The organism is Tropicimonas isoalkanivorans, assembly GCF_900112335.1.
Lineage (GTDB): Bacteria > Pseudomonadota > Alphaproteobacteria > Rhodobacterales > Rhodobacteraceae > Tropicimonas > Tropicimonas isoalkanivorans.
In genome coordinates, this window is record NZ_FOLG01000002.1 from 429,314 (window position 1) to 450,924 (window position 21,611).

21 protein-coding genes and 1 tRNA gene are annotated in these 21,611 nt (G+C 66.5%); 4 read left to right on the plus strand and 18 right to left on the minus strand.

The genetic code is table 11. From position 1 onward, the window contains the following. Nucleotides 1-49 precede the first annotated feature (49 nt). The gene (locus tag BM075_RS06290) at nt 50-364 is read left to right on the plus strand and encodes a phosphoribosyl-ATP diphosphatase (RefSeq protein ID WP_093359793.1); all 315 of its coding nucleotides are present in this window, start codon (nt 50-52) and stop codon (nt 362-364) included. Here the strand turns inward: BM075_RS06290 and BM075_RS06295 are convergent. The 3 genes from BM075_RS06295 to rlmB all read right to left on the minus strand — a co-directional run bounded on the left by BM075_RS06295 (nt 361) and on the right by rlmB (nt 2,090). After that, nucleotides 361-807 carry a CoA-binding protein gene (locus tag BM075_RS06295; protein WP_093359794.1) on the minus strand — a complete coding sequence of 149 codons (447 nt, stop codon included), beginning with the start codon at nt 805-807 and terminating at the stop codon, nt 361-363. The two genes, BM075_RS06290 and BM075_RS06295, sit on opposite strands and share 4 nt — an antisense overlap. A 197-nt stretch (nt 808-1,004) precedes the next feature. Beyond that, nucleotides 1,005-1,301 carry a hypothetical protein gene (locus BM075_RS06300; protein ID WP_093359795.1) on the minus strand — a complete coding sequence of 99 codons (297 nt, stop codon included), beginning with the start codon at nt 1,299-1,301 and terminating at the stop codon, nt 1,005-1,007. 12 nt (nt 1,302-1,313) lie between these two features. After that, on the minus strand, nt 1,314-2,090 hold the full coding sequence (rlmB, locus tag BM075_RS06305; RefSeq protein ID WP_093359796.1) for a 23S rRNA (guanosine(2251)-2'-O)-methyltransferase RlmB: 777 nt from the start codon (nt 2,088-2,090) through the stop codon (nt 1,314-1,316). 188 nt (nt 2,091-2,278) lie between these two features. Between rlmB and BM075_RS06310 the strand changes: the two genes are divergently transcribed. The 3 genes from BM075_RS06310 (at nt 2,279) to BM075_RS06320 (ending at nt 4,321) form a co-directional block, all read left to right on the plus strand. After that, a tRNA-Tyr gene (locus BM075_RS06310) sits at nt 2,279-2,362 on the plus strand. Nucleotides 2,363-2,525: 163 nt separating this feature from the next. Next, nucleotides 2,526-3,272 carry a 5-oxoprolinase subunit B family protein gene (locus BM075_RS06315; RefSeq protein WP_093359797.1) on the plus strand — a complete coding sequence of 249 codons (747 nt, stop codon included), beginning with the start codon at nt 2,526-2,528 and terminating at the stop codon, nt 3,270-3,272. After that, nucleotides 3,269-4,321, plus strand: a complete 1,053-nt coding sequence (locus BM075_RS06320; protein WP_093359798.1) for a 5-oxoprolinase subunit C family protein — start codon at nt 3,269-3,271, stop codon at nt 4,319-4,321. The genes BM075_RS06315 and BM075_RS06320 overlap by 4 nt, the downstream gene beginning before the upstream one ends. 27 nt (nt 4,322-4,348) lie before the next feature. Here BM075_RS06320 and BM075_RS06325 read toward each other — a convergent pair whose 3' ends face one another. From BM075_RS06325 to BM075_RS06395, 15 genes are all read right to left on the minus strand, one after another. Continuing rightward, nucleotides 4,349-4,819, minus strand: coding sequence for an A24 family peptidase (locus BM075_RS06325; protein ID WP_093359799.1), 471 nt, complete (start codon nt 4,817-4,819; stop codon nt 4,349-4,351). Nucleotides 4,820-4,825: 6 nt separating this feature from the next. Beyond that, on the minus strand, nt 4,826-5,662 hold the full coding sequence (locus tag BM075_RS06330) for a helix-turn-helix transcriptional regulator (RefSeq protein WP_093359800.1): 837 nt from the start codon (nt 5,660-5,662) through the stop codon (nt 4,826-4,828). Between the two features lie 265 nt (nt 5,663-5,927). Further along, nucleotides 5,928-6,926, minus strand: a complete 999-nt coding sequence (locus BM075_RS06335; RefSeq protein ID WP_093359801.1) for a type II secretion system F family protein — start codon at nt 6,924-6,926, stop codon at nt 5,928-5,930. 9 nt (nt 6,927-6,935) lie between these two features. Then, nucleotides 6,936-7,907, minus strand: a complete 972-nt coding sequence (locus BM075_RS06340; protein ID WP_093359802.1) for a type II secretion system F family protein — start codon at nt 7,905-7,907, stop codon at nt 6,936-6,938. Between the two features lie 3 nt (nt 7,908-7,910). Continuing rightward, nucleotides 7,911-9,305, minus strand: coding sequence for a TadA family conjugal transfer-associated ATPase (locus tag BM075_RS06345; protein WP_093359803.1), 1,395 nt, complete (start codon nt 9,303-9,305; stop codon nt 7,911-7,913). A gap of 12 nt (nt 9,306-9,317) precedes the next feature. Next, the gene (locus BM075_RS06350; RefSeq protein ID WP_177208262.1) at nt 9,318-10,523 is read right to left on the minus strand and encodes a CpaE/TadZ family protein; all 1,206 of its coding nucleotides are present in this window, start codon (nt 10,521-10,523) and stop codon (nt 9,318-9,320) included. 19 nt (nt 10,524-10,542) lie between these two features. Next, complete coding sequence (locus tag BM075_RS06355) at nt 10,543-11,232, minus strand: TadE/TadG family type IV pilus assembly protein (RefSeq protein WP_093359805.1); 690 nt, start codon at nt 11,230-11,232, stop codon at nt 10,543-10,545. Beyond that, nucleotides 11,229-11,765, minus strand: a complete 537-nt coding sequence (locus BM075_RS06360) for a TadE/TadG family type IV pilus assembly protein (RefSeq protein WP_093359806.1) — start codon at nt 11,763-11,765, stop codon at nt 11,229-11,231. The genes BM075_RS06355 and BM075_RS06360 overlap by 4 nt, the downstream gene beginning before the upstream one ends. Before the next feature lie 5 nt (nt 11,766-11,770). Next, a complete protein-coding gene (locus BM075_RS06365; RefSeq protein ID WP_093359807.1) occupies nt 11,771-13,228 on the minus strand; it encodes a TadE/TadG family type IV pilus assembly protein in 1,458 nt (485 codons plus the stop codon). Nucleotides 13,229-13,252: 24 nt separating this feature from the next. Continuing rightward, nucleotides 13,253-14,050 (minus strand): Flp pilus assembly protein CpaB, encoded by a 798-nt coding sequence (gene cpaB / locus BM075_RS06370; RefSeq protein ID WP_093359808.1) that lies wholly within the window; start codon nt 14,048-14,050, stop codon nt 13,253-13,255. 152 nt (nt 14,051-14,202) lie between these two features. Then, nucleotides 14,203-14,397: a Flp family type IVb pilin gene (locus tag BM075_RS06375; protein WP_093359809.1), complete on the minus strand. Its 195-nt coding sequence runs from the start codon at nt 14,395-14,397 to the stop codon at nt 14,203-14,205. Nucleotides 14,398-14,811: 414 nt separating this feature from the next. Next, entirely contained in the window at nt 14,812-15,618 is an 807-nt protein-coding gene (gene iolB / locus BM075_RS06380) for a 5-deoxy-glucuronate isomerase (protein WP_093359810.1), read from the minus strand. 117 nt (nt 15,619-15,735) lie between these two features. Further along, nucleotides 15,736-16,629, minus strand: a complete 894-nt coding sequence (gene iolE, locus BM075_RS06385) for a myo-inosose-2 dehydratase (RefSeq protein ID WP_093359811.1) — start codon at nt 16,627-16,629, stop codon at nt 15,736-15,738. Between the two features lie 70 nt (nt 16,630-16,699). Continuing rightward, nucleotides 16,700-18,526: a 3D-(3,5/4)-trihydroxycyclohexane-1,2-dione acylhydrolase (decyclizing) gene (iolD, locus tag BM075_RS06390; RefSeq protein WP_093359812.1), complete on the minus strand. Its 1,827-nt coding sequence runs from the start codon at nt 18,524-18,526 to the stop codon at nt 16,700-16,702. Nucleotides 18,527-18,601: 75 nt separating this feature from the next. Beyond that, a complete protein-coding gene (locus tag BM075_RS06395) occupies nt 18,602-20,521 on the minus strand; it encodes a bifunctional 5-dehydro-2-deoxygluconokinase/5-dehydro-2-deoxyphosphogluconate aldolase (protein ID WP_093359813.1) in 1,920 nt (639 codons plus the stop codon). Between the last annotated feature and the right edge of the window lie 1,090 nt (nt 20,522-21,611).

Sequence of the window (21,611 nt, forward strand, 5' to 3'; positions counted from 1 at the left end):
CTAGCCCACCGCACCCCCCGGGATATTCGCGGACACAAGAAGGGACGATATGAGCGCATTGCACCGGCTGGCGGAGACCATCGAGGCGCGCAAGGGGGCGGACCCGGAGAGCTCCTGGACGGCCAAGCTGTTCCACAAGGGACCGGAAAAATGCGCCGAGAAGTTCGGCGAGGAGGCCGTGGAGGCGATCATCGAAGCGGTGAAGGGGGATCGAGCGCGGCTCGCGTCTGAGGCGGCCGACGTTCTCTATCACATGCTTGTGATGTGCGCGGCCCGGGACGTGGGGCTTGCCGACATCGAAGCGGAGCTCGAACGGCGCGAGGGCACGTCGGGCATCGCCGAAAAGGCGGCGCGGACGCCCTAGGCGGCGGAGATGTCGCTTAGATCCTGGTGCCCGAACAGGCGCGGGTATTCCACCTTGGGGCACCGGTTCTCGATAACGGTCAGGCCGTGGGACCGCGCAAGCGCGGCGGCCTCCGCATTTTGAACGCCGATCTGCATCCAGACGGTGCGCAGCCCGGGGAGGCTTTCAATCGCCTCCTCCACAACGGGCAGAACCTCGCTCGACCGGCGAAAGATATCAATCATATCAACGGGTTCAGTAATATCTGACAGGCGCGCCACCGCCGTCTCTCCGAACAGCCGATTGCCCGCCTGACCCGGATTCACGGGGATGATACGGTATCCGCGGTCGCGCAGGTACTGGGAGACGAAGTGGCTCGGGCGCCCGGGGTTCGCCGATGCGCCGACACAGGCGATCACACGGGTGGTGCGGAAAACGGTGCGGAGGAGGTCGTCGGTGGCCATACCGGGTGCCCTTCAAGAAAAAGGCGCCCGGGAACATAACCGGGCGCCGAGTGTGGAACGAGGGACAGTGCAGCGAGTTGCGTCTGTTCCAATCTTCGCAACTCATGGGATAAACTTAGGAATCCCATGAAAGGTTCCAAGAGGTCGGCACATTTATGTGATTTTTTTTTCGCAGCCCGAAGATGCGGTGGCCCGCCTCAGTCGAACAGATCCTCCAGATCGTCGAGGACATCTTTAAATAGTTTCCCCAGCCTCGGCTTTCGCCTCTTGCGTGTCTTCGTCCGCTTCGGCGTCTTTCGACCCGTGTGAGGCGCCGGGGCGGTGGTCGTTTTGCCCTGCCCGCGCCCGGCCGTCGGTTCGACCGGAATGGACTTCAGCTGACGCAGCGGTGCCCCGCACGCGGCACAGGCGAGTTCGTGGCGCCCGCTATCCAGAACCAGCGCGGCGCGGGTGCCGCAATAGCAGCAGGTCGCGATCTTGGTGTTTCTATGCATCCCTTCGTCGGATCAGTCTGACCGACTTGCATATAGGGCCACGGCGGCGGCGTTCGAGACATTGAGGGAGCCGAAGGCGCCGGCTGCGTCAATCCGTGCAATTCGGTCACAGGTGGCCCGCGTGCGGTCCCGCAGGCCCGGCCCTTCGGCCCCGAGGACAAGCCCCAGCGGAACGCCCGCGTAATCCGCGGCGGCCTGGGCAAGCCCGGTCTCGGCCTCGCCGTCCAGTCCCAGCATGACGTAGCCCATCTTGCGCAACACCTCCATGCTGTCGGCCAGGTTGCGCACCCGCAGGTACGGCTGGCGCTCGAGGGCGCCGGAGGCCGTCTTGGCCAGTGCACCAGTCTCGGGCGCGGAATACCGCTGGGGGGCGATCACCGCCCGCGCACCAAAGACCTCCGCCGACCGGAGGATCGCACCGACGTTATGGGGGTCGCTGACCCGGTCCAGCAGCACGACCCGGGGGGATTCCTGGCCGGGCTCACAGATGTCCTCCAGCCGGCCCCAGTCCAGCGGCTTGACCTCCAGCGCCGCGCCCTGGTGGACGGAGCCCGGGTCAAGCGGCGCCGGGAACGTGCGCGGGTCCGCCAGTTCCGGCTCCATGCCGCTCGCGGCCACCGCATCGGCGAGCTTGTCCGCGGCGTTCTTGGTCAGAACCAGACGGAGACGCTCCCGCGCCGGGTTCTGGAGCGCATCGCGAACGGCATGCAGGCCGAACAACCAGACCGTCTCCGCCGCGGCGGCCCGCCGGGCGCGTTCCTTCTCGATGACCCACGCTGGTTTCTTCATCGCTTTCGTCCCCTTTGCCCCCACCTGCCCCGCAGCGCGCCAAATGGCAAGCGGCAGCGCGAAACCGGGCGCGCATGTGCAGTCCCGGCGGGCTGGAACCATAGAGTTTGGCGGGGCACTGGCGATCCGGATTCGGTGAATTTTCGGGTTGACCCAGCCCCCCCGCGCAGCTATTTCCGCCCGGCGTCGGGCGACGTGCTGCAAGGTGCGGCAGCGGACTGTAACTCCGCCGGGGAGACCCATGCCTGGTTCGATTCCAGGGTCGCCCACCATTCTCCTCAATAGATCAGGCCAGAGCCATTTCAGCTGAAGACGATCCGTCGTGGCAGCGCGGATCGAGGACCTTTTGCCCGCTCCGATTGCCCCGTATGCTCACGCCTCGGGACGTAAGCAGGAGATCCGGCAACGGATCAAGGCGGCCAACCTCTGGATGCGATGACCGACGAGACCGACATATCCCCTCCGCAACTCGCGCCGTTGGGCCTTGACGGGCTGCTCGTGCGGTTCGCGGACCGGCTGTCGGAGGCCGGGAACCGGGCGACGCTGGCCTTTCGCGCAACGGCCGAGGATGCGCTGGACGATCTGCTGGAGGCGTCCAGTTCCGCCGGGGCGGTGCACCTGCGGTTCGACCCGACCCGGACGACCCATGCCGAGTTGCAACGCGCCGTCGAGGCGCTCCTTGCGACACGCGATTGGCAGGACGCGCCGCTCCCGGCCCGGCGCCGCCTGTGGCGGGTTCCGGCAGCCTATGGCGGCCTGCTGGCACCGCAGTTGGGCCGGGCGGCGGCGCTCGCCGGGGTGTCAGAAACGGAGGCCATTGCGTATCTCGGCTCTGTCCGGCTTCGCGTGATGGCGATCGGCTTCGCGCCGGGTCAGCCGTACCTCGGCCACCTGGCCGAACGGTGGGATTTGCCGCGCCAGACCGACCTCGACACACGCGTGCCGCCCGGGGCACTCGGCCTCGCCGTCCGCCAGATGGTCCTGTTCCCGACGTCCAGCCAGACCGGCTGGTACCACGTCGCTCAAACCGCCTTTCGCTGCTTCCGCCCGGACGGCACGCCGGCCTTTCCGCTCCGACCCGGTGACGAGATGACCTTCCACCCGGTGCCGCCGGAGGAGATCGAGGCCCAGCGGCACGACCCGGCGGGCGACGGTGGGGCAACCTGTGAGGATCTGCCGTGACGCGGGAGGTGCACATTCTCCGCGCGGGCCCCGGCGTGACGGTACAGGACCTTGGGCGTCCCGGGTACCTCGCGCAGGGCCTCTCCTGTGGCGGGGCGGCCGATCCGGTGGCGCTGGCCGAAGGGGCCGCGTTGCTGGAACAGGCCGTATCCTGCGCAGCCATCGAGGTCGCCGGGGCCGTGCTGGAGGTGGAGGCGACCGCGCCGGTGCGTTTCGCCCTGACCGGGGCGCCGATGCGGGCGCAGATCGGGAGCGACGGGCGCTCGCTGGCGTGGAACGCCAGCCACCGGCTCGACGCGGGCGAAACGCTGCGCCTCGCCCCCGGCGGCACGGGCAGTTACGGATACCTGCACCTTGGCGGCGGGATCGACACGCCGGAACGGGTCGGCGGCCGGGGCGCGCATCTCGCAGCGGGCCTGGGCGCCCCGCTCGACCGCGGCGACCGGCTCACGCTGGCAGCGGACCCTCAGCCAGATGCGTCGCCGCGCCGGCTGCCCCCGGACGACCGCTTCTCGGGAGGGACCATCCGGATGATCCCCGGCCCGCAGACGGGCCTGTTCCCCCAGGCACTTCTGACGCGGTTCCTCTCCACGCCATTCGAACGGACCGCGTGGGGCAACCGGCAGGGCGTGAAACTTGGCTTCTCGGGAGAAGGCTTCCGCCCGGAGGGCGGGTTGCACCTGCTCTCAGAGGTCATCGTGCCCGGCGACATCCAAATCACCGGCGACGGCACGCCCTATGTCCTCGGGCCGGAATGCCAGACGATCGGCGGCTACCCCCGGATCGGCACGGTCCTGCCTCAGGATCTGCCGAAGGTGCTTCAGGCGGCACCCGGCGCGGCGCTTCGCTTCCGGATGGTGCCGCTGGAGAGCGCCGCCGCCGACTACCTGTCGCCCGAGGCGCAGACCCGCGCGCTGTCCCGCCGGGTCGAGCCACTGGTGCGGGACCCGCGTCACGTTCCCAACTTGCTCTCGTACGAATTCATCAGCGGCGTGACGGCGGGGCGGGAGTTGTCCGGCCCCGACGGGGACGACGCGGGGGGTGATTGATCTGCGGCCGCTCCCCCCGGTTCTGCCCTACCCCGCGAGCGCGGAGACCATGACCGGGTGCATGAGGCCCGCGAGCGAGATGGAGATGCCCATCGGGAACATCCCCTTGGCCCGCACGCCGACCCACCCGGACCGGGCGGCTGCCGGCGCCAGCCGCATCGTCAGGACGACCGCGATGCCCAGCAGCATGGCAACCGAGAACAGCAGCGCGAACTCCACCCGCGTGCCCGGGGGAATGAGCAGCATGAGCGCGCTCAGCACCTTCACGTCCCCGCCGCCGAACAGGCCCGCGGCAAAGGTGACAAACCCGATCCCCAGGACGCAGGCCGCCGCGATGACCCTCGACGTGACGGACGCCATGGGCAAAACCGGGAGGCAGACCACGAAGATCACCACGATGCCGAGCACCAGCCAGTTCGGAATGCGCATGAAACGCAGGTCGCTATAGGCCATCCAGGCGAGCAACGGGGCGGCGAGGACGAGCGGCAACAGTTCCATACCGCCCTACGCGATCTTCCGCTTCGGGGCGACGAGGGACTCCGCCGGCTTGCGCAGCAACAGGTAGAGCAGGTCGGGAAGGTTCTCCGTCGCCGTCTTGGCGTAAATGTTGCGCAGGTGCGTCCTCAGCGTGGAGCGGGCAATGGAAAGCTCGTCGCAGATGGAAGACAGCGTGACCCCCCGTGTGAGCAGCAGGCAGATACGGAATTCGGCCCGGCTGAGGCGCGCGGGATTGCGATGGCCGAGAAGATCGGTGCCGTAAATCGGCTTGTCGTCCTTGTCCTCCTTGCTCAGGACGCTGGAGACGAAAATTCCCTCGGACCGTTTGCGCCACGCCTCGCTCAGGGTCATGGCGAGCGAATTCAGAACCGCGTGCTGGCCGGGCGTGAGCGGATTGGCAAAATGAATTTCCAGAAAGTCAGAATGGGACTGTTCGGTGGCCAGTGGCACGATGGCGAGTTCCCGCATGTTCCGGCGCGAATGGAAGAGGTCCAGCGCGGGGTCGGCCTCCACTTCGACCGCAGAGCGCAGCCACACCGTTCCCGGCCGGGCGCTGGCGAGGAAATCCGACAGGATCGACACCGCGAAGGACCGCTGCAGCCGGGGCATCGGAGCGTTCGCCGGCATGGCGTCATACGCCAGGATGCGCGTGGTCGCTCCGGCGCCAATACGGACGCGTGAAATCGCCAGCGCTTCGGACCCGAGGCTATCGCCGATGGCCTTCAGCGCGCGGTCGACGACCTGCTGCCCCTTGACGCATTCGCACCAACGGTAAACGGCGTCTATGAGTGATATTGCATTACCAATCCCTGCGGACTGGCCTGTCCCTTCGAAAAATGACATCTCGACTCTCCGGTCGTACTAAAACTAACAATACACGCTGCCCGGGACTGGCGTCGTGCCTGGTACAATTCACTGCCTCGTTACAAAGGTTAACGGGCAGCTTGAAAACGAGTCAATTATTCAAGTCAGCAACAGTGCGTTCGCGCAATAGTTCACCCTGAGATTGTATCTTTTCCGCCGACACTCGCTAAAATTACAACCAGAAGTTGCCGAACTGTGGCGAACAAGGTACTGATATGTGGCGAAAAAGTGTCATTCATCCCTGTTAGTTCGCCGCAAAGTAGTTCGCGTAACGGATCACAACCGGGCCAAGAACGATCAGAAGCAGCGCGGGCAGCATTAACGAGGCCAGAACACCCGACATTTTCACCGGAAGCTTGTTGGCCTTTTCCTGCGCCGCCAATTCCCGATAGTTCCGGAGTTCCTCCGAGTAGACGTTCAGCGCATCGGTCATGCTGGTGCCGAATTGCATCGACTGGCGGACGACATTGACAAAGGAATGCACGAAGTCGAGGCCAATGCGGTCCGCCATATCCGAGAGCGCCGCAGCGCGGGAACGGCCGGCCTGCACCTCGTGCTGGACCGCCAGAAACTCGTAGGCGATATCGGGCGACACCCGGGTCAACTCGTTGCCGACGCGCGTCATTGCGGCGTCGAAACCCAGCCCGGCTTCCACCGAGATCTGCAGCAGGTCGAGCGCATTCGGAAAGCCCTCCGTGAAGCGCTGCTTGCGCGCGCTGACCTTCGCATTGAGCGCATAGAGCGGGCCGAAATACCCGGCGCCGATCAGGAAGGCGAGGTGCTTGAAGACCCCCATCTTAGATAGCCCGGCAAAGCGTTCGACGACGGCCTGCGGCAGGTACTGCGGAAACTCGCGGCTGGCGCCCACAAGGGCCAGAAACAGGCAGGGCAGAAGGAGCGCGAGGAGGATGCGCTTGAGGGAGAACCGCAGAAGGCTGTTCGGCCCCCCCTGCCCGGCCTGGTTCAGCTTGCGCTGCAGGTTGTTGCGTTCCTTCTCGTTCGTGGGAACGAAGGTCTTCATCAGGCCCTTGGGGTCCGCGCTGATAGGTTTCAGGATGCCCTGATCGATCCGCGCCTGTCGACGGCGGTCGGAGGCCGCCAGCCGGTCGGCGGCGGGGTTCCCCGCGGTCGCCGCCGAGGCCAGTCCGTAGACCAGCAGCAGCGAGCCGAGGGCGGCACCGGCGACGATCAGCAGATCGCTATTGGGGACAAACGCGGAGAGCAATGTCTGGACGTATTCCATGGGGCGACCTCAGATCCTGAAGTTGACGAGCCGGCGGAGCACCAGCGCATTGGCGATGGTCAGGCCGATCACGGTAAGGGCCATCGGCTGGAACATCGGGTCATCCATGACGCCGCGGTAGTAGCTGGGCGTGGTCATCATGGTGAAGCCGAAGATGAAGAACGGGATGACCGAGAGGAACCAGGCGGAGAGCCGGCCCTCCGACGAAATCGCCCGGATCTTGCGGCGCATGGCAAGGCGGCTGCGGATCGTGCGCGACAGCACGTTGATCACCCGCACCAGGTCTCCGCCGGTGCCGTACTGGATGCCGATGCTCGACGCGAGGTAGTCCACATCCTCCACGCCGACCCGGTCGGCGAATTCCTTGAAGGCATCCACCAGGTCGTCACCGTAGTTGACCTGATCGTGGATGAGGCCGAACTCGGTGCCGATCGGATCGGGCATTTCCTGAGCGACCGACGCGATCGAGGTACTGAGCGGATGGCCGACCTTCAGCCCGCGTGCCATCAGATCGAGCGCGTCCGGAAGCTGCGTGACCAGCTTCTGCGTGCGCTCCCGCACCCGCGCCTCCACCACCAGTGCCGGCACCAGGAAGGCGGGCAGAAGGGCGAGCACCGCGACGACCTCGATGTTCATGAAGCGCTGCCCGAAGAACGTGGCGAGCGCCCAGAGCAGCAGGCAGAGCCCGAGGAACATCCGCGCGCTGATCATGAACCCGGCCTTGCGCAAGGTCGCGGACAGATCGCCGTAGACCGGGACCTTCGCAAAGGCCCCCTGCCGCGAGACCGGCTTGAGCAAGGCCAGCAGTTCGGCCGAGCTCTTGCCCTCCGCGATCATCCGCATCCGCCGGCTTCGCGCCTCGCTGCGGTTCTCCCGCTGGCTCACCAACTGGCCAAGACCGGAGATGAACACCAACGCCCCCACCGCGACGCCGCAATAGACGAGATAGAGGATTTCCTGTTCGCCGAGCAGTCCCAGCATGGCTCAGACCTCCCGCGCGGTGAACATGTCGCTCGGCAGCTCGACACCGGCGGCCTGCAGCCGTTCGGCGGCGAACGGGCGAATGCCGGTGGGCACGAACTCTCCCAGCACCTCGCCAGCCTCGGAGACACCGCGGCGGCGGAACACGAACATGTCCTGCATCGTGATGACATCCCCCTCCATGCCGGTGATCTCGGAGACCGACATCACCCGGCGGCGGCCGTCCGACAGGCGGGACAGCTGGATCACGAAATCCAGGCCGGACGAGATCTGGCTACGGATGGCCGACAGCGGCAGGTCCGCGCCGATCATCGTCACCATCTGCTCGATCCGCGACAGCGCATCGCGCGCGGAGTTGGCGTGCACCGTCGTCATGGACCCGTCGTGGCCGGTGTTCATGGCCTGAAGCATGTCGAACGCCTCGGCTCCACGCACCTCGCCGACGATGATCCGGTCGGGCCGCATCCGCAGCGCGTTGCGCACGAGGTCGCGCTGCAGCACCGCGCCGGTGCCGGACGGGCTCGGCGGACGCGTCTCCAGCCGTACAACGTGCTCCTGCTGCAACCGCAGTTCAGCGGCGTCCTCGATGGTCACGATCCGCTCGCGCTCGTCGATGGCGGCGGACATGGCGTTCAGCATGGTCGTCTTGCCGGAGCCCGTTCCGCCGGAAATGAGCACGTTCATCCGGGCCGAGACGAGGCCCTTGAGGAACCGCGCCGCCTGATCGTTCAGCGCGCCATAGTCCACGAGCTTCTGCATCGTCAGGGGCTTTTCGGAGAACTTCCGGATGGAGATGCTCGGCCCGTCTACCGCGCAGGGCCGGATGATCGCGTTGACCCGGCTTCCGTCCTCCAGCCGTGCATCCACCCACGGGTTCGACTCATCCACCCGGCGGCCGATACGGGAGACGATCTTGTCGATGATCCGCAGCAGGTGCTTCTCGTCGAGGAATCGCACCGAGGACCGCTCCAGCACGCCGTTGCGTTCCACGAACACGCTCCGGTGGCCATTGACGAGGATGTCGTTGATCGTCGGGTCTGCCAGCAGCGGCTCCAGCGGCCCCAGCCCCAGAACTTCGTGCATCAGATCGTCCACGACGGTCTTGAACTGCTCCGAGCGCATCGGGTTGCCTTCCTCGCTCAGCACCTGGCTGACAAGGGAGGCCACCTCGCGGCGCAGGTCGTCCGGCTGGATCTTGTCGATCACCGACAGGTTCAACCGGTCGAGCAGCGCGTCGTGCAGGCGGCTCTTGAGCTGCAGGAATTCCCCGAGTTCCCGCTCCTGCTCGGTCGGCACCTGCCGCGCACGCTCTTCGCTGACGCTGCTGAGCGCTCCAGGCAGGGCCACAACCTTTCCATCGGTCTCGGCAATGGCGCGTTTGCTGAAATTTTTGAACATTTATTGAACTCCTTACCCGACCGACTTCCGGGAGACCGACGATTGTTCGAATGCCGTCTCGAGAGACCGGCAGAGTTTGGTAATGGCTTTCGTGACCGGCGAGCGCCGCGCGGCCTCTGCGAGCGGCACACCGCGGTCGATGGCTTCGCGCATGGCCTTCCTATCGTCCGGCAGCCAGGCCGCGAATTGCCGTTCGAGCACGTGGGTGGCCTCCGTATGGTGGCGGCCCATGAACATCGGACGCTTCTCGCGGTTGACGATGACGTCGACGGCGAGCCCGAGGTGGTCTTCGGTGTAGAAGTCGATCAGCCGGCGGGCCTGCTGGATGGAGGGCACGGCGGTGTCCGTCACCATCAGCATCCGGGCGCTCATTTCCAGCACGGGCGCGATCCAGCCCACCAGGGTGCGCGGCAGGTCGACCACGACATAGTCGTATTCCGTCGACAGCGTCTCCATGATCGCCCGAACCTGCTCCGGCTGCAGGGCGTCCACCGGCACGAGGCTCGTGGGCGCGGGCAGAACGGCGAGGCCGGACTCCAGCCGGATCATGGACTGCTCAAGGAAGACCGCATCGGGGATCATCGAGTCCTTCGCGATCTGGAACAGGCTGTCATTGCGCGGCACGTCCAGAAAGCCCGCGACGGCGCCGAACTGCAGGTCCAGATCGACCAGCGCCACCCGGTTCTTCGCGGTCTTCTTCCGGCGGCCCTCTTGGTGCAGCAGGGCGTGGGCCAGGTTCACCGCGACCGTCGTCGCGCCGATCCCACCCCGCGCCTGTGAGACGGAAATGATGCGGCCGGGCGCACGTGCATCTTCCGCGGGCTTCGCGATGGCGGAGATAGACTCCTTGATGACGGCGCGGAGTTCTTCCGCCGAGACCGTGTCGGGCAGAACCGTGTCCGCGCCGGCGCGCGCCAGGATATGCGCCGCCTGGAGCGAGGCAGACCCCTCCGTCAGCGCAATGATCCGGGACTTGCCCGGGGTGATCGCGCGGATGGACTTCAGCGCCGGCACATCGTTGCCGGTGCTCGTGTCCGTGCGGAAGATGATGACGCCATGGGACTTCGCCAGGTCGACGGCATGCCCGTTGATGGAAGACAGGGTCGAGGGAACGTCCTCGACGCGGAATGCCTCCGTTTCCCGGATCGCCTGAGCGAGCGCCCTTGCGGCCGGATCGCTGAAACCGACCAATGCGACGGAATGTTCGCGGTCCTTCATAACTGGCTCCCTCTTAAAACTACTCTGGCATGCCATGGGCGAGATCCTCGGCGGGCAAGGACACGCTCAGGGCTGGAAAATTGATCATGTTGCTGTTGGTCTGGCCCCCCAGATCCGTCGGGCCGGTGCCCATCGCCATCCCGGCGAGCGCCCCCAGCGGCGACACGAATTCAAACTGCACGTCCCGCAGCTCCACCGTAACGATTAGCACGCACGGACCGCCGAGAAACCCGAGGTTGTCGTCAAACGTATAGGAAAACATCAGGTTTTCCCGTCCAGACCCGCTCGGCAGCAGGCCGTCCATCACGGTCCAGATCTCGTCCACAGTGTCCTTCGCGTCGCCGGGCGCGGCCGCTGCGTCGCCGGTGCACGACAGGGTCGGCTTGGCCTTGCACACGTTCGTCTGGCAATGGGCGCCGAATTCCGGCGGCGGCACATCGGCGTTGTTGGGATCGACTTCGTAGATCCAGAAATCCGCCGGCGTCGCGCAGGCCGGCGGGCGAACCACAGCGATCCGGGCGGCAAGGTTGATCGCCTTCTCGACCGTCACATAGTGATAGGCCAGCCGGCCGAAGTCGATCAGCCCGAAGATCAGGAGCAGGAACAGGGACAGCACCAGCGCGAATTCGACCAGCGTCGTGCCGTTCTCCTCCCGCCAGAAGCCGGTGAGGCGCCCGCGGGTCGCGAGATATGTGCGCGCGCGGGTCATGTGCCGAAGATCCGGCTCTGGTCGGTCACGGTCTTCGTGAACGTCGCGCGCTGTCCACCGGCCAGTTCGAACAGGCCGGCGAAGGGGAACGTAACCTGCACCGTCGCCGTCACCTCCGCCACGCCCACGACCGGCACGCGATACGTGACTGCCGTGTCGCCCTCGGTGCCGTCGAAGCAGGCATAAGACGGCTGGGCGGACAGGATCTCGACGAGCTTGGTTCCGAAGAACCGTCCTGAGGCCGATCGCTTCTCGACGATGGTCGCAAGGTCGCTTGCCGAAACGTAGGTGCCGATGGAGTCCATGGTGTCGCAGATGTTCGACGGCGCGACACGGGCCAGGTAGCGCGTGGCGTCCCTCACCCCGGCATTCGCGGCTTGAAAGGACCACATGAGCCGGCCGCCCTCCACGATCACCGCGAACACCAGCAGCATCATCGGCAGGATCAGCGCGAACTCGACAAGCTGTGCCCCGTCCTCGCCACGGGCGAAGCGCCGGAGGGTCTGGGGGATATGGCGGAACCGGTTCGTCATGGCGCTCACCGGTACAACTGCACGACATCGCGGAAGGATGCCGTGGTGGCGCTGCCGCCACCGTCGTTGCTGGCCGAGCCAACGATCTCGCCCCAGAGATCCAGCGTCGGCGGCGAATTCCCGTCGTCGCCCACCGGCTCGGTCAGGAAGATCTCGAAGAATTCCTCCACCGGCACGCCCTTCGCCGCCCCGCCAATGCCGTAAGTCGTGCAATCGATACCGGCGGCAACCACCACGCGCCGGTTCGCGCTGGCGGCCATCTGGTTGGAGCACTGCGGCCGGCCGGTCTCGGACAGCCCCGACAGAATGTCGGACCCCGCGCCCCGTGCCTCCGCCGCGGCGATCTCTGCCTTGTAGTAGGCGAAGCGCGTCGTCGCGGAGGGATGGGGATCGACGCCACCGTAGTTCTTCGCCACGTATTCGGTGCGCGACCAATTTCCATCGCCGAACCGGGTGCAGGTGCCAGAGGCGAAGCAGGTGTCCCGGGGCAGACCGACGGTATCCGGCGACGCCTCCTCGCTGTTGCCGATGCAGGCGCCGTTGCCGTTCTTCGGCACGATCCCCTTGATGACATTCGGCGCCGGCGCGTAATCCGGATCGTTCTTCGCGCCATTCATCGTCGCCTTGAAGATGTCGAAACGGACGTTGAACATCGCATCCTCGATGCCGACCTTCTGGCCCGGCTCGATGTCCACGCCGTTCTGCGCGAAGCACTGGGTGATGCTGCCGATCGCCCCCATCAGGCAGGAGTCCAGCTTCTGGCCGTTCAGGCCCGCGCACGGCCCGTTGGGGTCGACCTTGATCTTCGCCGGATCGAGGAACCCGAAATCGCCCGGCCCCCAGGCCGCGCCGTTCCCGCCGGACCGCAACAGGATCATGTCGCCGATGTGCGCGTCGGCCGTGTAGTCCGCATTCGGCAGGCAGAACATCAATGGGGTGATGTCGCAGGCGTATTGGGTGAACCCGGCGACGGCCGACGCGTTGACGACGACATCGCGATCCTCATGCCCGGTCAGCCCGGCGAAGGCCGCGGCAAACGTCATGTCGACCGTGTTGGCCGTGGCCGTGGCGCGTACGTAGGCGGCCTTTCGCGGGTCGGTCGTGACGTCGGTCAGCGCGTCGGTGTCGTTATCCGGGAGCGTCCGGAAAAAGGTCAGCGTGTAATCGTCGGAGCCGGCGAGAACATTGCCCTCGCTGCCGAAGGACTGCCAGTCCGTGATGAGGGTCGCCGCCGCCGCGCGGGCGCGAATGATCGAGTCGTCCCGCCCGTCAAGTTCCCCCGCCGCGGCGAGGGCGACGTTGTCGGCGTAAGCCTGCAGTTCCGTCTGCGTGATCCCGACCCGCCCCAGGTCGAACGAGAGCGCCACGATACCGAGGAACATCCCCAGGCACATGGCCCAGAAGACGAGGATGGTCCCCTCCTCGGCCTTGCGCAGATCCCGTATGGTGCGGAGCGGTGTCATGGCGATCCTCCCGGAACCCGCGCCTCAGCGCAGTTCCTGGATCTCCGTCGTGTTGCCCCGGCGGACCAGGACAGTGCGGGAGACCTTGTCCTCCAGCGGGGCGTCAATGAGGATGTCGCTCAGTTTGATCAGGTCGAGCTGCTGGGTCTCCGCCGCCTCGAAGTTGCGCAGCGTCAGGCTCAGCGTGCCGGCCCTCTGGGCGAGCGCGAGCCGCTGGCTCTGCTCGGGGGTCACGGCGACGGTCACGGTGCGCGCCACTTCGGGCGTATCGGCGTGCTCGTCCGCATCCTGGTCGACGCCGATCACACGGATGTTCTGCAGGATCGTCACCGCGCGAAGCTCTTCGCGGTTGCCCTGCGTCAACACCACGTCAACGGAATCGCCCGGCGTGACAAAGCCGCCGACGGCGGTTTCGGCGGAGACCTTGATCGCCATGGCGCGCAGGTTCGGGCCAAGCGTCTGGCCGATGGTGACCTTCTCGCCGTACTCCGAGACCTTGGATTTCATGATGAGTTCGCCCTGCGAGATCGCCCGCTTTGCGCGACGCGGGTGCTGGCCTTGCGGGGCCAGGAGTTCGCCGCGGTCGGTGTAGACGCCGCCGGGAACGGAGTCCCGCGGCCAGGCGATCGTTTCCAGCAGATGCGCCTCAATGGCCTGGCCAAGGGCGATGTCCGAGCGTGCGACGAGCACGCTCACAAGTTCGGCCTCTTCAGAGACGCTGGCGGAGGCCTTGCTCCGCTCGACATAGTCACGGGCAAGATAGGCGGACCCGCCCGCAACGGCGAGGCCCACGAGTGTCGTCAGGATGGCGCTCATACGCATGGTGGGGGTCCTTTGAATTCGGTCGTTACCAGCCTGTGCAGTCGAATTGCTGTTCAGGAGCAAGCTGCCTTCGGCTTGGGCAAGGTGTGCCGCGGCCAGCCAACGGCCGCGGCACATGAGCGGATAACAGGTTCAGATCGGCCGACCCCGGATCAGCCGTCCGCTACCTTGTTGCCCATCGCAAGTTCGGCCTCGCCCATCTTGCCATCGACTTCGGCGGAGAGGTCGGTAAGGGCTGCGGCGCCAAGGCCGACGGCCAGGATCAGCGCGATGCCATACTCGACAAGGGTCACGCCTTTTTCGTCTTTGGAGAAGCGCTTGATCGTCTTCAGCAGGTAGGTCTTCATTCTTTCCCTCCAGGGTTCATGCCGTAATCCGGCAACTGATGACAGCCGCCGATATCTCGGCCAGCTTCCCCAAAAGTGTCAGAGCTGAAGCGCTCCCGCGTCCTCAAAGGACGGTGGTTTTTCAACCTTAAGTTGAATGATTGCTCGATATCTGCGGACTCAGACCGTTTTGAACCTATTCGGAATCGGCAAGCGGCATGTTCGGTCATTGCCACGCCACCGGCGCCGGGCGGGCTCCGCGCATGGGCAAATCCCTGTCAGAGGGGGCCGGCAACGCCAAAATACAAACGCCCGGCCCACGCGCGCAGAGCGGCGGCGGCCGAAGCAGCCCCAAAGCCAATCCCGGTCGCTGCAACCGACAGCGGTCGCGGGCGCCTGCCACGGCCCCCGCGCGGTCAACCCACTTGGAGGCCGTCAGGCGTCCCTGTCCATGATCCACTGAACCTGCGGGGCGGGAACGAAGCGCCATTTGCGCAGGGGGCCTGCCATGACGTTGAGGTAGTACATCTCAAACCCATAGGGCGCGCCGCAGGGGTGATGCCCACGCGGCACGCAGACGACGTCGCCATCCGACACCGCCATCGTCTCGTTCAGTTGCAGGTCGTCGGTGTAGACGCGCTGGATGCCGAAGCCGTCGCCCGGGTTCAGGCGGTGATAGTACGTCTCTTCAAGATAGGTGATGCGCGGATAGTCGTCCTCGTCGTGCCGGTGGGACGGATAGGAGGACCAGTGCCCCGCCGGCGTGAACACCTCCGTCACCAGAAGCGAGTCGCAGTAGTCCTCGCCCTCCATCGCGATATTGTTGATGTAGCGTGTGTTGGTCCCCTTGCCTCGTTCCGTCAGCGAGATCCCGTCAGGGCCGATCCGCCGCGCAGCGTGGCCGGAATGGCCCGGCGCGGAGCAGACCGCGAGCACGCAGTCGGTCTCCGCCGTCGCCTCCCACGCGGTGTCGTTGGGCAGGTAGAGGCAATGCGGCGGCGTCTTCTCGAACACGTCCATTCGCTCACCCAGCACGCCCCAGTCCTGATCGGCACCGGTGAGGCGCGCCTTGCCCTCGACCATCACCAGGATCACCTCCCGCGCGCCGGTCGCCTCTCCCACGCTCTCGCCCGCCCGCAGCCGGTAGAGCGAGAATCCGACATAGCGCCAGCCGGCCGATTGCGGCGTGATCTCGTGCACCTTGCCGTGGGTGCCGAAGGGGGTGTGGAGAAGATGGCTCATGGGGTCCTCCTGAGTCTGGCGTGTCGAGCCGGTGTGGCCGCGCGAACGCTGGCGCGGCACCGGCGGGGCGGTCAAGGGCTGGCCGGCGCAGCGGAAGAGCGCGCCGGCCAGATCCGGTCAGCTCAGGCCGACCTTTTCGGCGACGTCCTTCAACGTCTTCAGCCCGAGGGACTGGTATTCAAGCGGATTGCGCACCGCGCTGTCCTGCTCGGCCTCGATCACGATCCAGCCGGAATAGCCCGCGTCGGCCGCAATCTTCAGCACCGGCTCGAAATCCACGCAGCCCTCCGCGTCGCCCGGCACGGTGAAGGCCCCGCGCCGCACACCCTCAAGGAAGGAGAGGTTCTCGTCGCGGACCTGCTTGGCGATCGGCGGACGCACGTTCTTACAGTGAATGTGGCTCACCTTATCCATGTACTTGCGGGCCACCTCGGCCGGATCGGCGCCGCCGAACCACGCATGGCCGGTGTCGAGCAGCAGCCGCGTGTGCGGGCCGGCCATTTCCATGAACCGGTCGATGTCGGCGGCGCTTTCGATGATCGTACCCATGTGGTGATGGTAGCCCATCTTCACGCCCTCATCGGCCGCGAAGGCCGACAGCGCCTCGTACCCCTTGGAGAACCGCTCCCACTCGGCGTCGCTCATAATCGGGCGGTCGTTCACGGCCACCGCGTCATTACCATGCACCGTGTTGGAGCACTCGCAGGCGTTGATGTGGTCGCCGCCGGCGGCCTTGGTGAAGTCGATCCACGCCTTGAGCGCGGTCTTCTCCGCCTCGATGTCGTTGACGAGGATGTTGGTGGAGAACCAGCCGGCCGCGAACCGCAGGCCGTATTCGGCGAGCTTCGCCTTCAGCGCGCCGCCCTCATCGGGCATCTTGTGCCCCTTTTCGATGCCGTCGAAGCCGATTGCCCGGCAGTCCGACAGGCAGTCGTCCAGGCTCAGGTGGTCGCCGATCGACCAGTCGTCGTCGTTCGACCATGCGATCGGGTTGGTGCCGTACAGGATCATGTTTGCCCTCCTGGCTGGTCTTGTCCTGGTCTGTCTTCCTCGGAGTGCCGGCCGTCAGCCGCGGCACCCCTCAGTTAAAGATGTGCTGCTTGGCGACGTTCTCGTTGTACTCCGCCCGGGCCTTCTCCAGCCGCTCCGGGCCGCCCACCTGAGGCACCGCGACTTGCCACCAATGGCCGCCCGCGCCGGTGCCGGACACCGCCTCGGTGTCGATCACGATCACCGACGGGATGTCCCGCCCGCGCGCCGCCGCGATCTTCGCCTCCAGGTCCGCAATGTCCGCGGCTTTCTCGGCATGCGCCCCCATGGATGCGGCATGGGCGACGAAGTCGATCTCCGGCTGAACCTCGACGTTGGCGTCCTTGTACAGGTTGTTGAACTCCGCCCCGCCGCTGGCGACCTGCAGCCGGTTGATGCAGCCGAAGCCCCGGTTGTCGGTCAGCACCACGGTGAAAGGCACGCGGCGCATCACCGCCGTCGCCAGCTCCGAGTTCGCCATCATGTAGGAGCCGTCGCCGATGAAGCAGATCACCTCCTTCTCCGGCGCCGCCAGCTTGACCCCCATCGCACCGGCAATCTCGTAGCCCATGCAGGAATAGCCGTATTCCATGTGATAGCCGCCCTTCGCGGACTGCCACAAAACCTGCAACGCCCCCGGCATCGTGCCTGCGGCGCACATCGCCACGGTATTCTCCTGCGCTTGCCGCTGAACCGCGCCGATCACCTGCGCATCGCTCGGCAGCCCCTCGTGGTTCGGCATGGCGGTCACCGTGCGCACCGTCTCGTGCCACGCCTCCCGCGCCGCCGGGTCGTGCCAGTCGAAGCGGGTGTCGCCAAGCCCGGCCGAGATCCGCTCCAGCGTCGACTTCGCGTCGCCCACGCAGGGGATCGCGTAGTGCTTGGTGGCGTCGTAGCCGTGCATGTTGATCGACACGAGCTGCCGGTCACTGCCGCTGAAGACCGTCCAGGAGCCGGTGGTGAAGTCCTGGAACCGCGTGCCCACCCCGATCACCAGATCGGCCTCCGCCGCCAGATCGTTGGCGCAGGCCGAGCCAGTCACGCCGGGCGAGCCGAAGTTGCGCGCGTCCTCGTAGCTCAGGCCGCCCTTGCCCGCCTGGGTCTCCACGAACGGGATGTTGTGGGTCTCGGCGAACCGCGCCAGCGTCTCCTCCGCGCCGGAATAGAGCACGCCCCCGCCGGAGACGATCATCGGCCGCTTCGCCGCCTTGATCGCCGCCACCACGTCGGCCACCTCGCGCGGGTCGGGCTCAGGCCGCCGGATGCGCCAGACCTTCGGCGCGAAGAAGCTCTCCGGATAGTCGTAGGCCTCCGCCTGCACATCCTGACAGAAGGCCAGGCAGACCGGCCCGCAGTTCGCCGGGTCCGTCATCACCGCAAGCGCCCGCGGCAGGCAGGTCAGCAGATGCTCGGGCCGGGTGATCCGGTCGAAATAGCGCGTGACCGGCTTGAAGCAGTCGTTGGCGCTGATCGTGCCGTCGTCGAAATCCTCGATCTGCTGCAACACCGGGTCGGGGCGGCGGTTGGCGAAGATGTCGCCCGGAATGATAAGGACCGGCAGGCGGTTCACATGCGCCAGCGCTGCCGCCGTCACCATGTTGGTCGCCCCCGGCCCGATGGAGGAGGTCACCGCGTGCGCCCGCCTCCGCTGCATCGTCTTGGCATAGGCGATGGCGGTATGGCACATCGTCTGCTCGTTCTGACCCCGCCACGTCGGGAATGCATCGCCGATCCCGTGCAAAGCCTCGCCAAGGCCCGCCACGTTGCCGTGGCCGAAAATCGCCCACACCCCCTCGATGAAGCGCTCCCCGTCCTCGGTCATCTGAACACTCAGCCACCGAACCATCGCCTGCGCCGCCGTCAGCCGGATCGTCTTCATGTCATTTCCTCCCGCATGTCCGCTCTGTTCTTTCGGCCCGCCGCGCGACGGCGGGCGCCATGTTTCCGCGATCCGTCAGACCGCTGCTGCTGCGCGCGCCCTGTTCCAGACCCCGCAGAGCCGCTCGAAGCGCTCGCTCATTTGCGCCACCGCGGCCTCGTCCGAAAGCTCGCCCTTCATCCAGGCCCGCGCGGCCTCGCCGAATATCGTCCGCCCCACCGCGAAGCCTTTGACCAGCGGCTGCCTCGCCGCCAGCTCGAACGACGCGGCAAGGGACTCTTCCGAGGCATCCAGCCCCAGAACCACAACGCCGCGGGTCCGCGGGTCGTTGCGCTCGATCGCTTCCACGGACGCTGCCCAGGCGCCTTCGCTCTCGAAGGGTTCCAGCTTCCACCAGTCGGGAGAGACCCCGATGTCATAGAACCGCTGGATCAACTTCGCGGTCGTGTCGTCCTCCACCGGGCCGACCTTCGACGGGATCACCTCCAGCAGGAACTCCAGCCGGTTGCGCCGCGTCGCGTGGAACAACCGCAGCACCGTCGCCTCCTGCTCCGCCCAGGTCTCCGCATCGTCGTCGGGATGGCAGAAGCACAGGCACTTCACCACCTGATCCTGCGGCCATTCCGTCAGGCCACCGAGGTCCGGGCCAAGCTGCGGCTCCAGCATCAGCGGCCGCGAGCCCGGCCACTCCACCGGCCGGCCGATCCAGAGGCCGGTTCCCTCGGCCCGATACAGCGCCTCGCGCCCCAGCCGTCCGTCGCACAAGATACCGTAGCCGCTGTTCTCGCCCTTCACCTGCAGCGCCGCCTTCAGGCACAGCTCCTTGAACGCCCCGATCTTCTCCGGCGTCGCCCCGTCCAAATCTTCCATCTGGATCCGGTGGTCGAAGGCGAACACCCGCATCGTGGACCAGTCGCCCCCGTTCCGGTTGCGCTGCCGGTTGGTCGCCCAGTGCACCTGCTCCAGTTCCGCGTCGTTCCGCAGGTCCGGCCGCACGACGCCCCGGTCAAAGAAGAACTGCAGCTCCTCCCACGACGGATAGGCCGGCGTGCAGCCATGCCGGCTCACCGCGAAGGCGCCGCAGGCATTGGCGTACTTGATCGCGGTCGGCCAGTCCTCGCCGTCGAGCCAGCCCTTCAGCAGCCCGCCCATGAAACCGTCGCCCGCGCCCAGCACGTTGAACACCTCGATCGGGAACCCCGGGCCGGACTGCCCCTCATCCAGATCGTCAGGAATATTCCCCACGAAGGCCGTCGCCCCCTTCGCGCCCCGCTTGCAGACGAGCGCGGCGTCCGACACCTTGCGCACGGCCCGTAGCGCCTCCACCGTGTCGGTCGAGCCACCGGCGATGTGGAACTCCTCCTCCGTGCCCACGATCAGGTCGAAGTAATGCAGATGCTCCTGCAGCTTCGCCGTCACCTGTTGCGATTCGATGAACCGCTCCTCACCCGCGCCATGCCCGGCAAGGCCCCAGAGGTTCGGCCGGTAGTCGATGTCCAGCGCCGTCTGGGCACCGTTCTCCCGCGCCAGGCGAAGCGCCTTGAGCGTCGCCGCGGTCGTCTGCGGGTGGCTGAGGTGCGTGCCGGAGGCGACGACGGCGCGGGATTGAGCGATGAACGCCGGGTCGATGTCGTCCTCGCAGAGCGCCATGTCCGCGCAGTTGTCGCGATAGAAGATCAGCGGGAACTGCTCCTGGTCGCGGATGCCCAGAAGCACCAACGCCGTCAGCCGCTCCGGGTCCGTCTTCACCCCGCGCACGTCGACGCCCTCGCGCACCAGTTGCTCGCGGATGAACCGCCCCATGTGCTCGTCGCCCACGCGCGTGATCACCGCCGACTTCAGACCAAGGCGCGCCGCCCCGCAGGCCGTGTTCGTGGGAGAGCCCCCGATGTACTTGTCGAAGGACCGCATGTCCTCCAGCCGCCCACCAATCTGCGCTCCGTACAAGTCGACCCCGGCCCGGCCGATCGTGATCACGTCCAAAGGTTTCGCCATCGTTTTCTCCAGTTTATCGGTCGCCAGCGCCGTTCAGGATCCCGCGCCCCGGTGGCTTCCCGGCCGCGCTGCACCCCTTACGCCCGTCGCGAACGTCTCCTCGGCATCTCAACGCGCTGCCTGCCCGCCCCACAGCCGCGCGCACCTCGAGCCGCCGGACCACGCGCGCTCCCCTCGTAGCGGGGACCGGGTCGCCGGTTCGGCAGACGATCGAACATGCACATAGTACCCCCCTCAGCCGCCCGGCGCAGCATTCTGCGAAACCCCGTCCCGGCTCGAACAAACCGCCAGCCGCATCCTTTAGAACGCCGGCCCACGAAATGTCATTTCAGAAAATACATTCCATAAGTGCCCGCCGTGTGCAACACATTTTCACGCCAACTGGGGCTGTTTGCCACCTCCGATACCGGGCGCCCTGCCTCCCTCTCGCCGCCCTGCACGCCCGTCGCCAGCCCGATGCCGACCGGGCCAAGACGGCGACGAAAGCGCGTCCGCTTCGGTCGGCACCGCCCGGCAGTGGCAAGCAGCCGCCTCCCGCCCGCGACCCAACCCGGACACCCACCGAAGCGACCCGCCTGCGCCGCCCAAACAGCCGGCCAGACTTTTGTTCCTGAAGGCAACCGGCAAGCGACAGCCTGTTATCCTGATGAAATTTCGGCCGATACCCGCACTACCGCCCCCCCAACGCCCCAGATCCCACGCGCCCAAACGTCATGACACCCCGGCCAAGGCCCCTTGCGAACCCAAGCCTTCGCCCCACCCCATCGCGCCATCCGGAACCATTCGGCGCCACGCCGCACGGCACCATGCTCGACAGCGGGGCGCCCTCATTTCCCGCTCGGAGCCCGACTCCCCATCTCCGCAAGCAACCAATAGTCCCGGCTCCGAAAAATGAATTATTCATTCCATTTAAACTATTTGCGGCGCAAACGTTTCCAGCCGCAGGCAGCTACCCGACATACCGCGCACTGGCCCGCAGCCGCACCTCACCGTCTGGTATCAAAAGGACCCGGGCGCCGGCCCACTCCAAGCCACCTGACCGCCCGCCGGCCGGCGAGATGCTAGGTCGCCGCCATCCTTCGCCGATGCG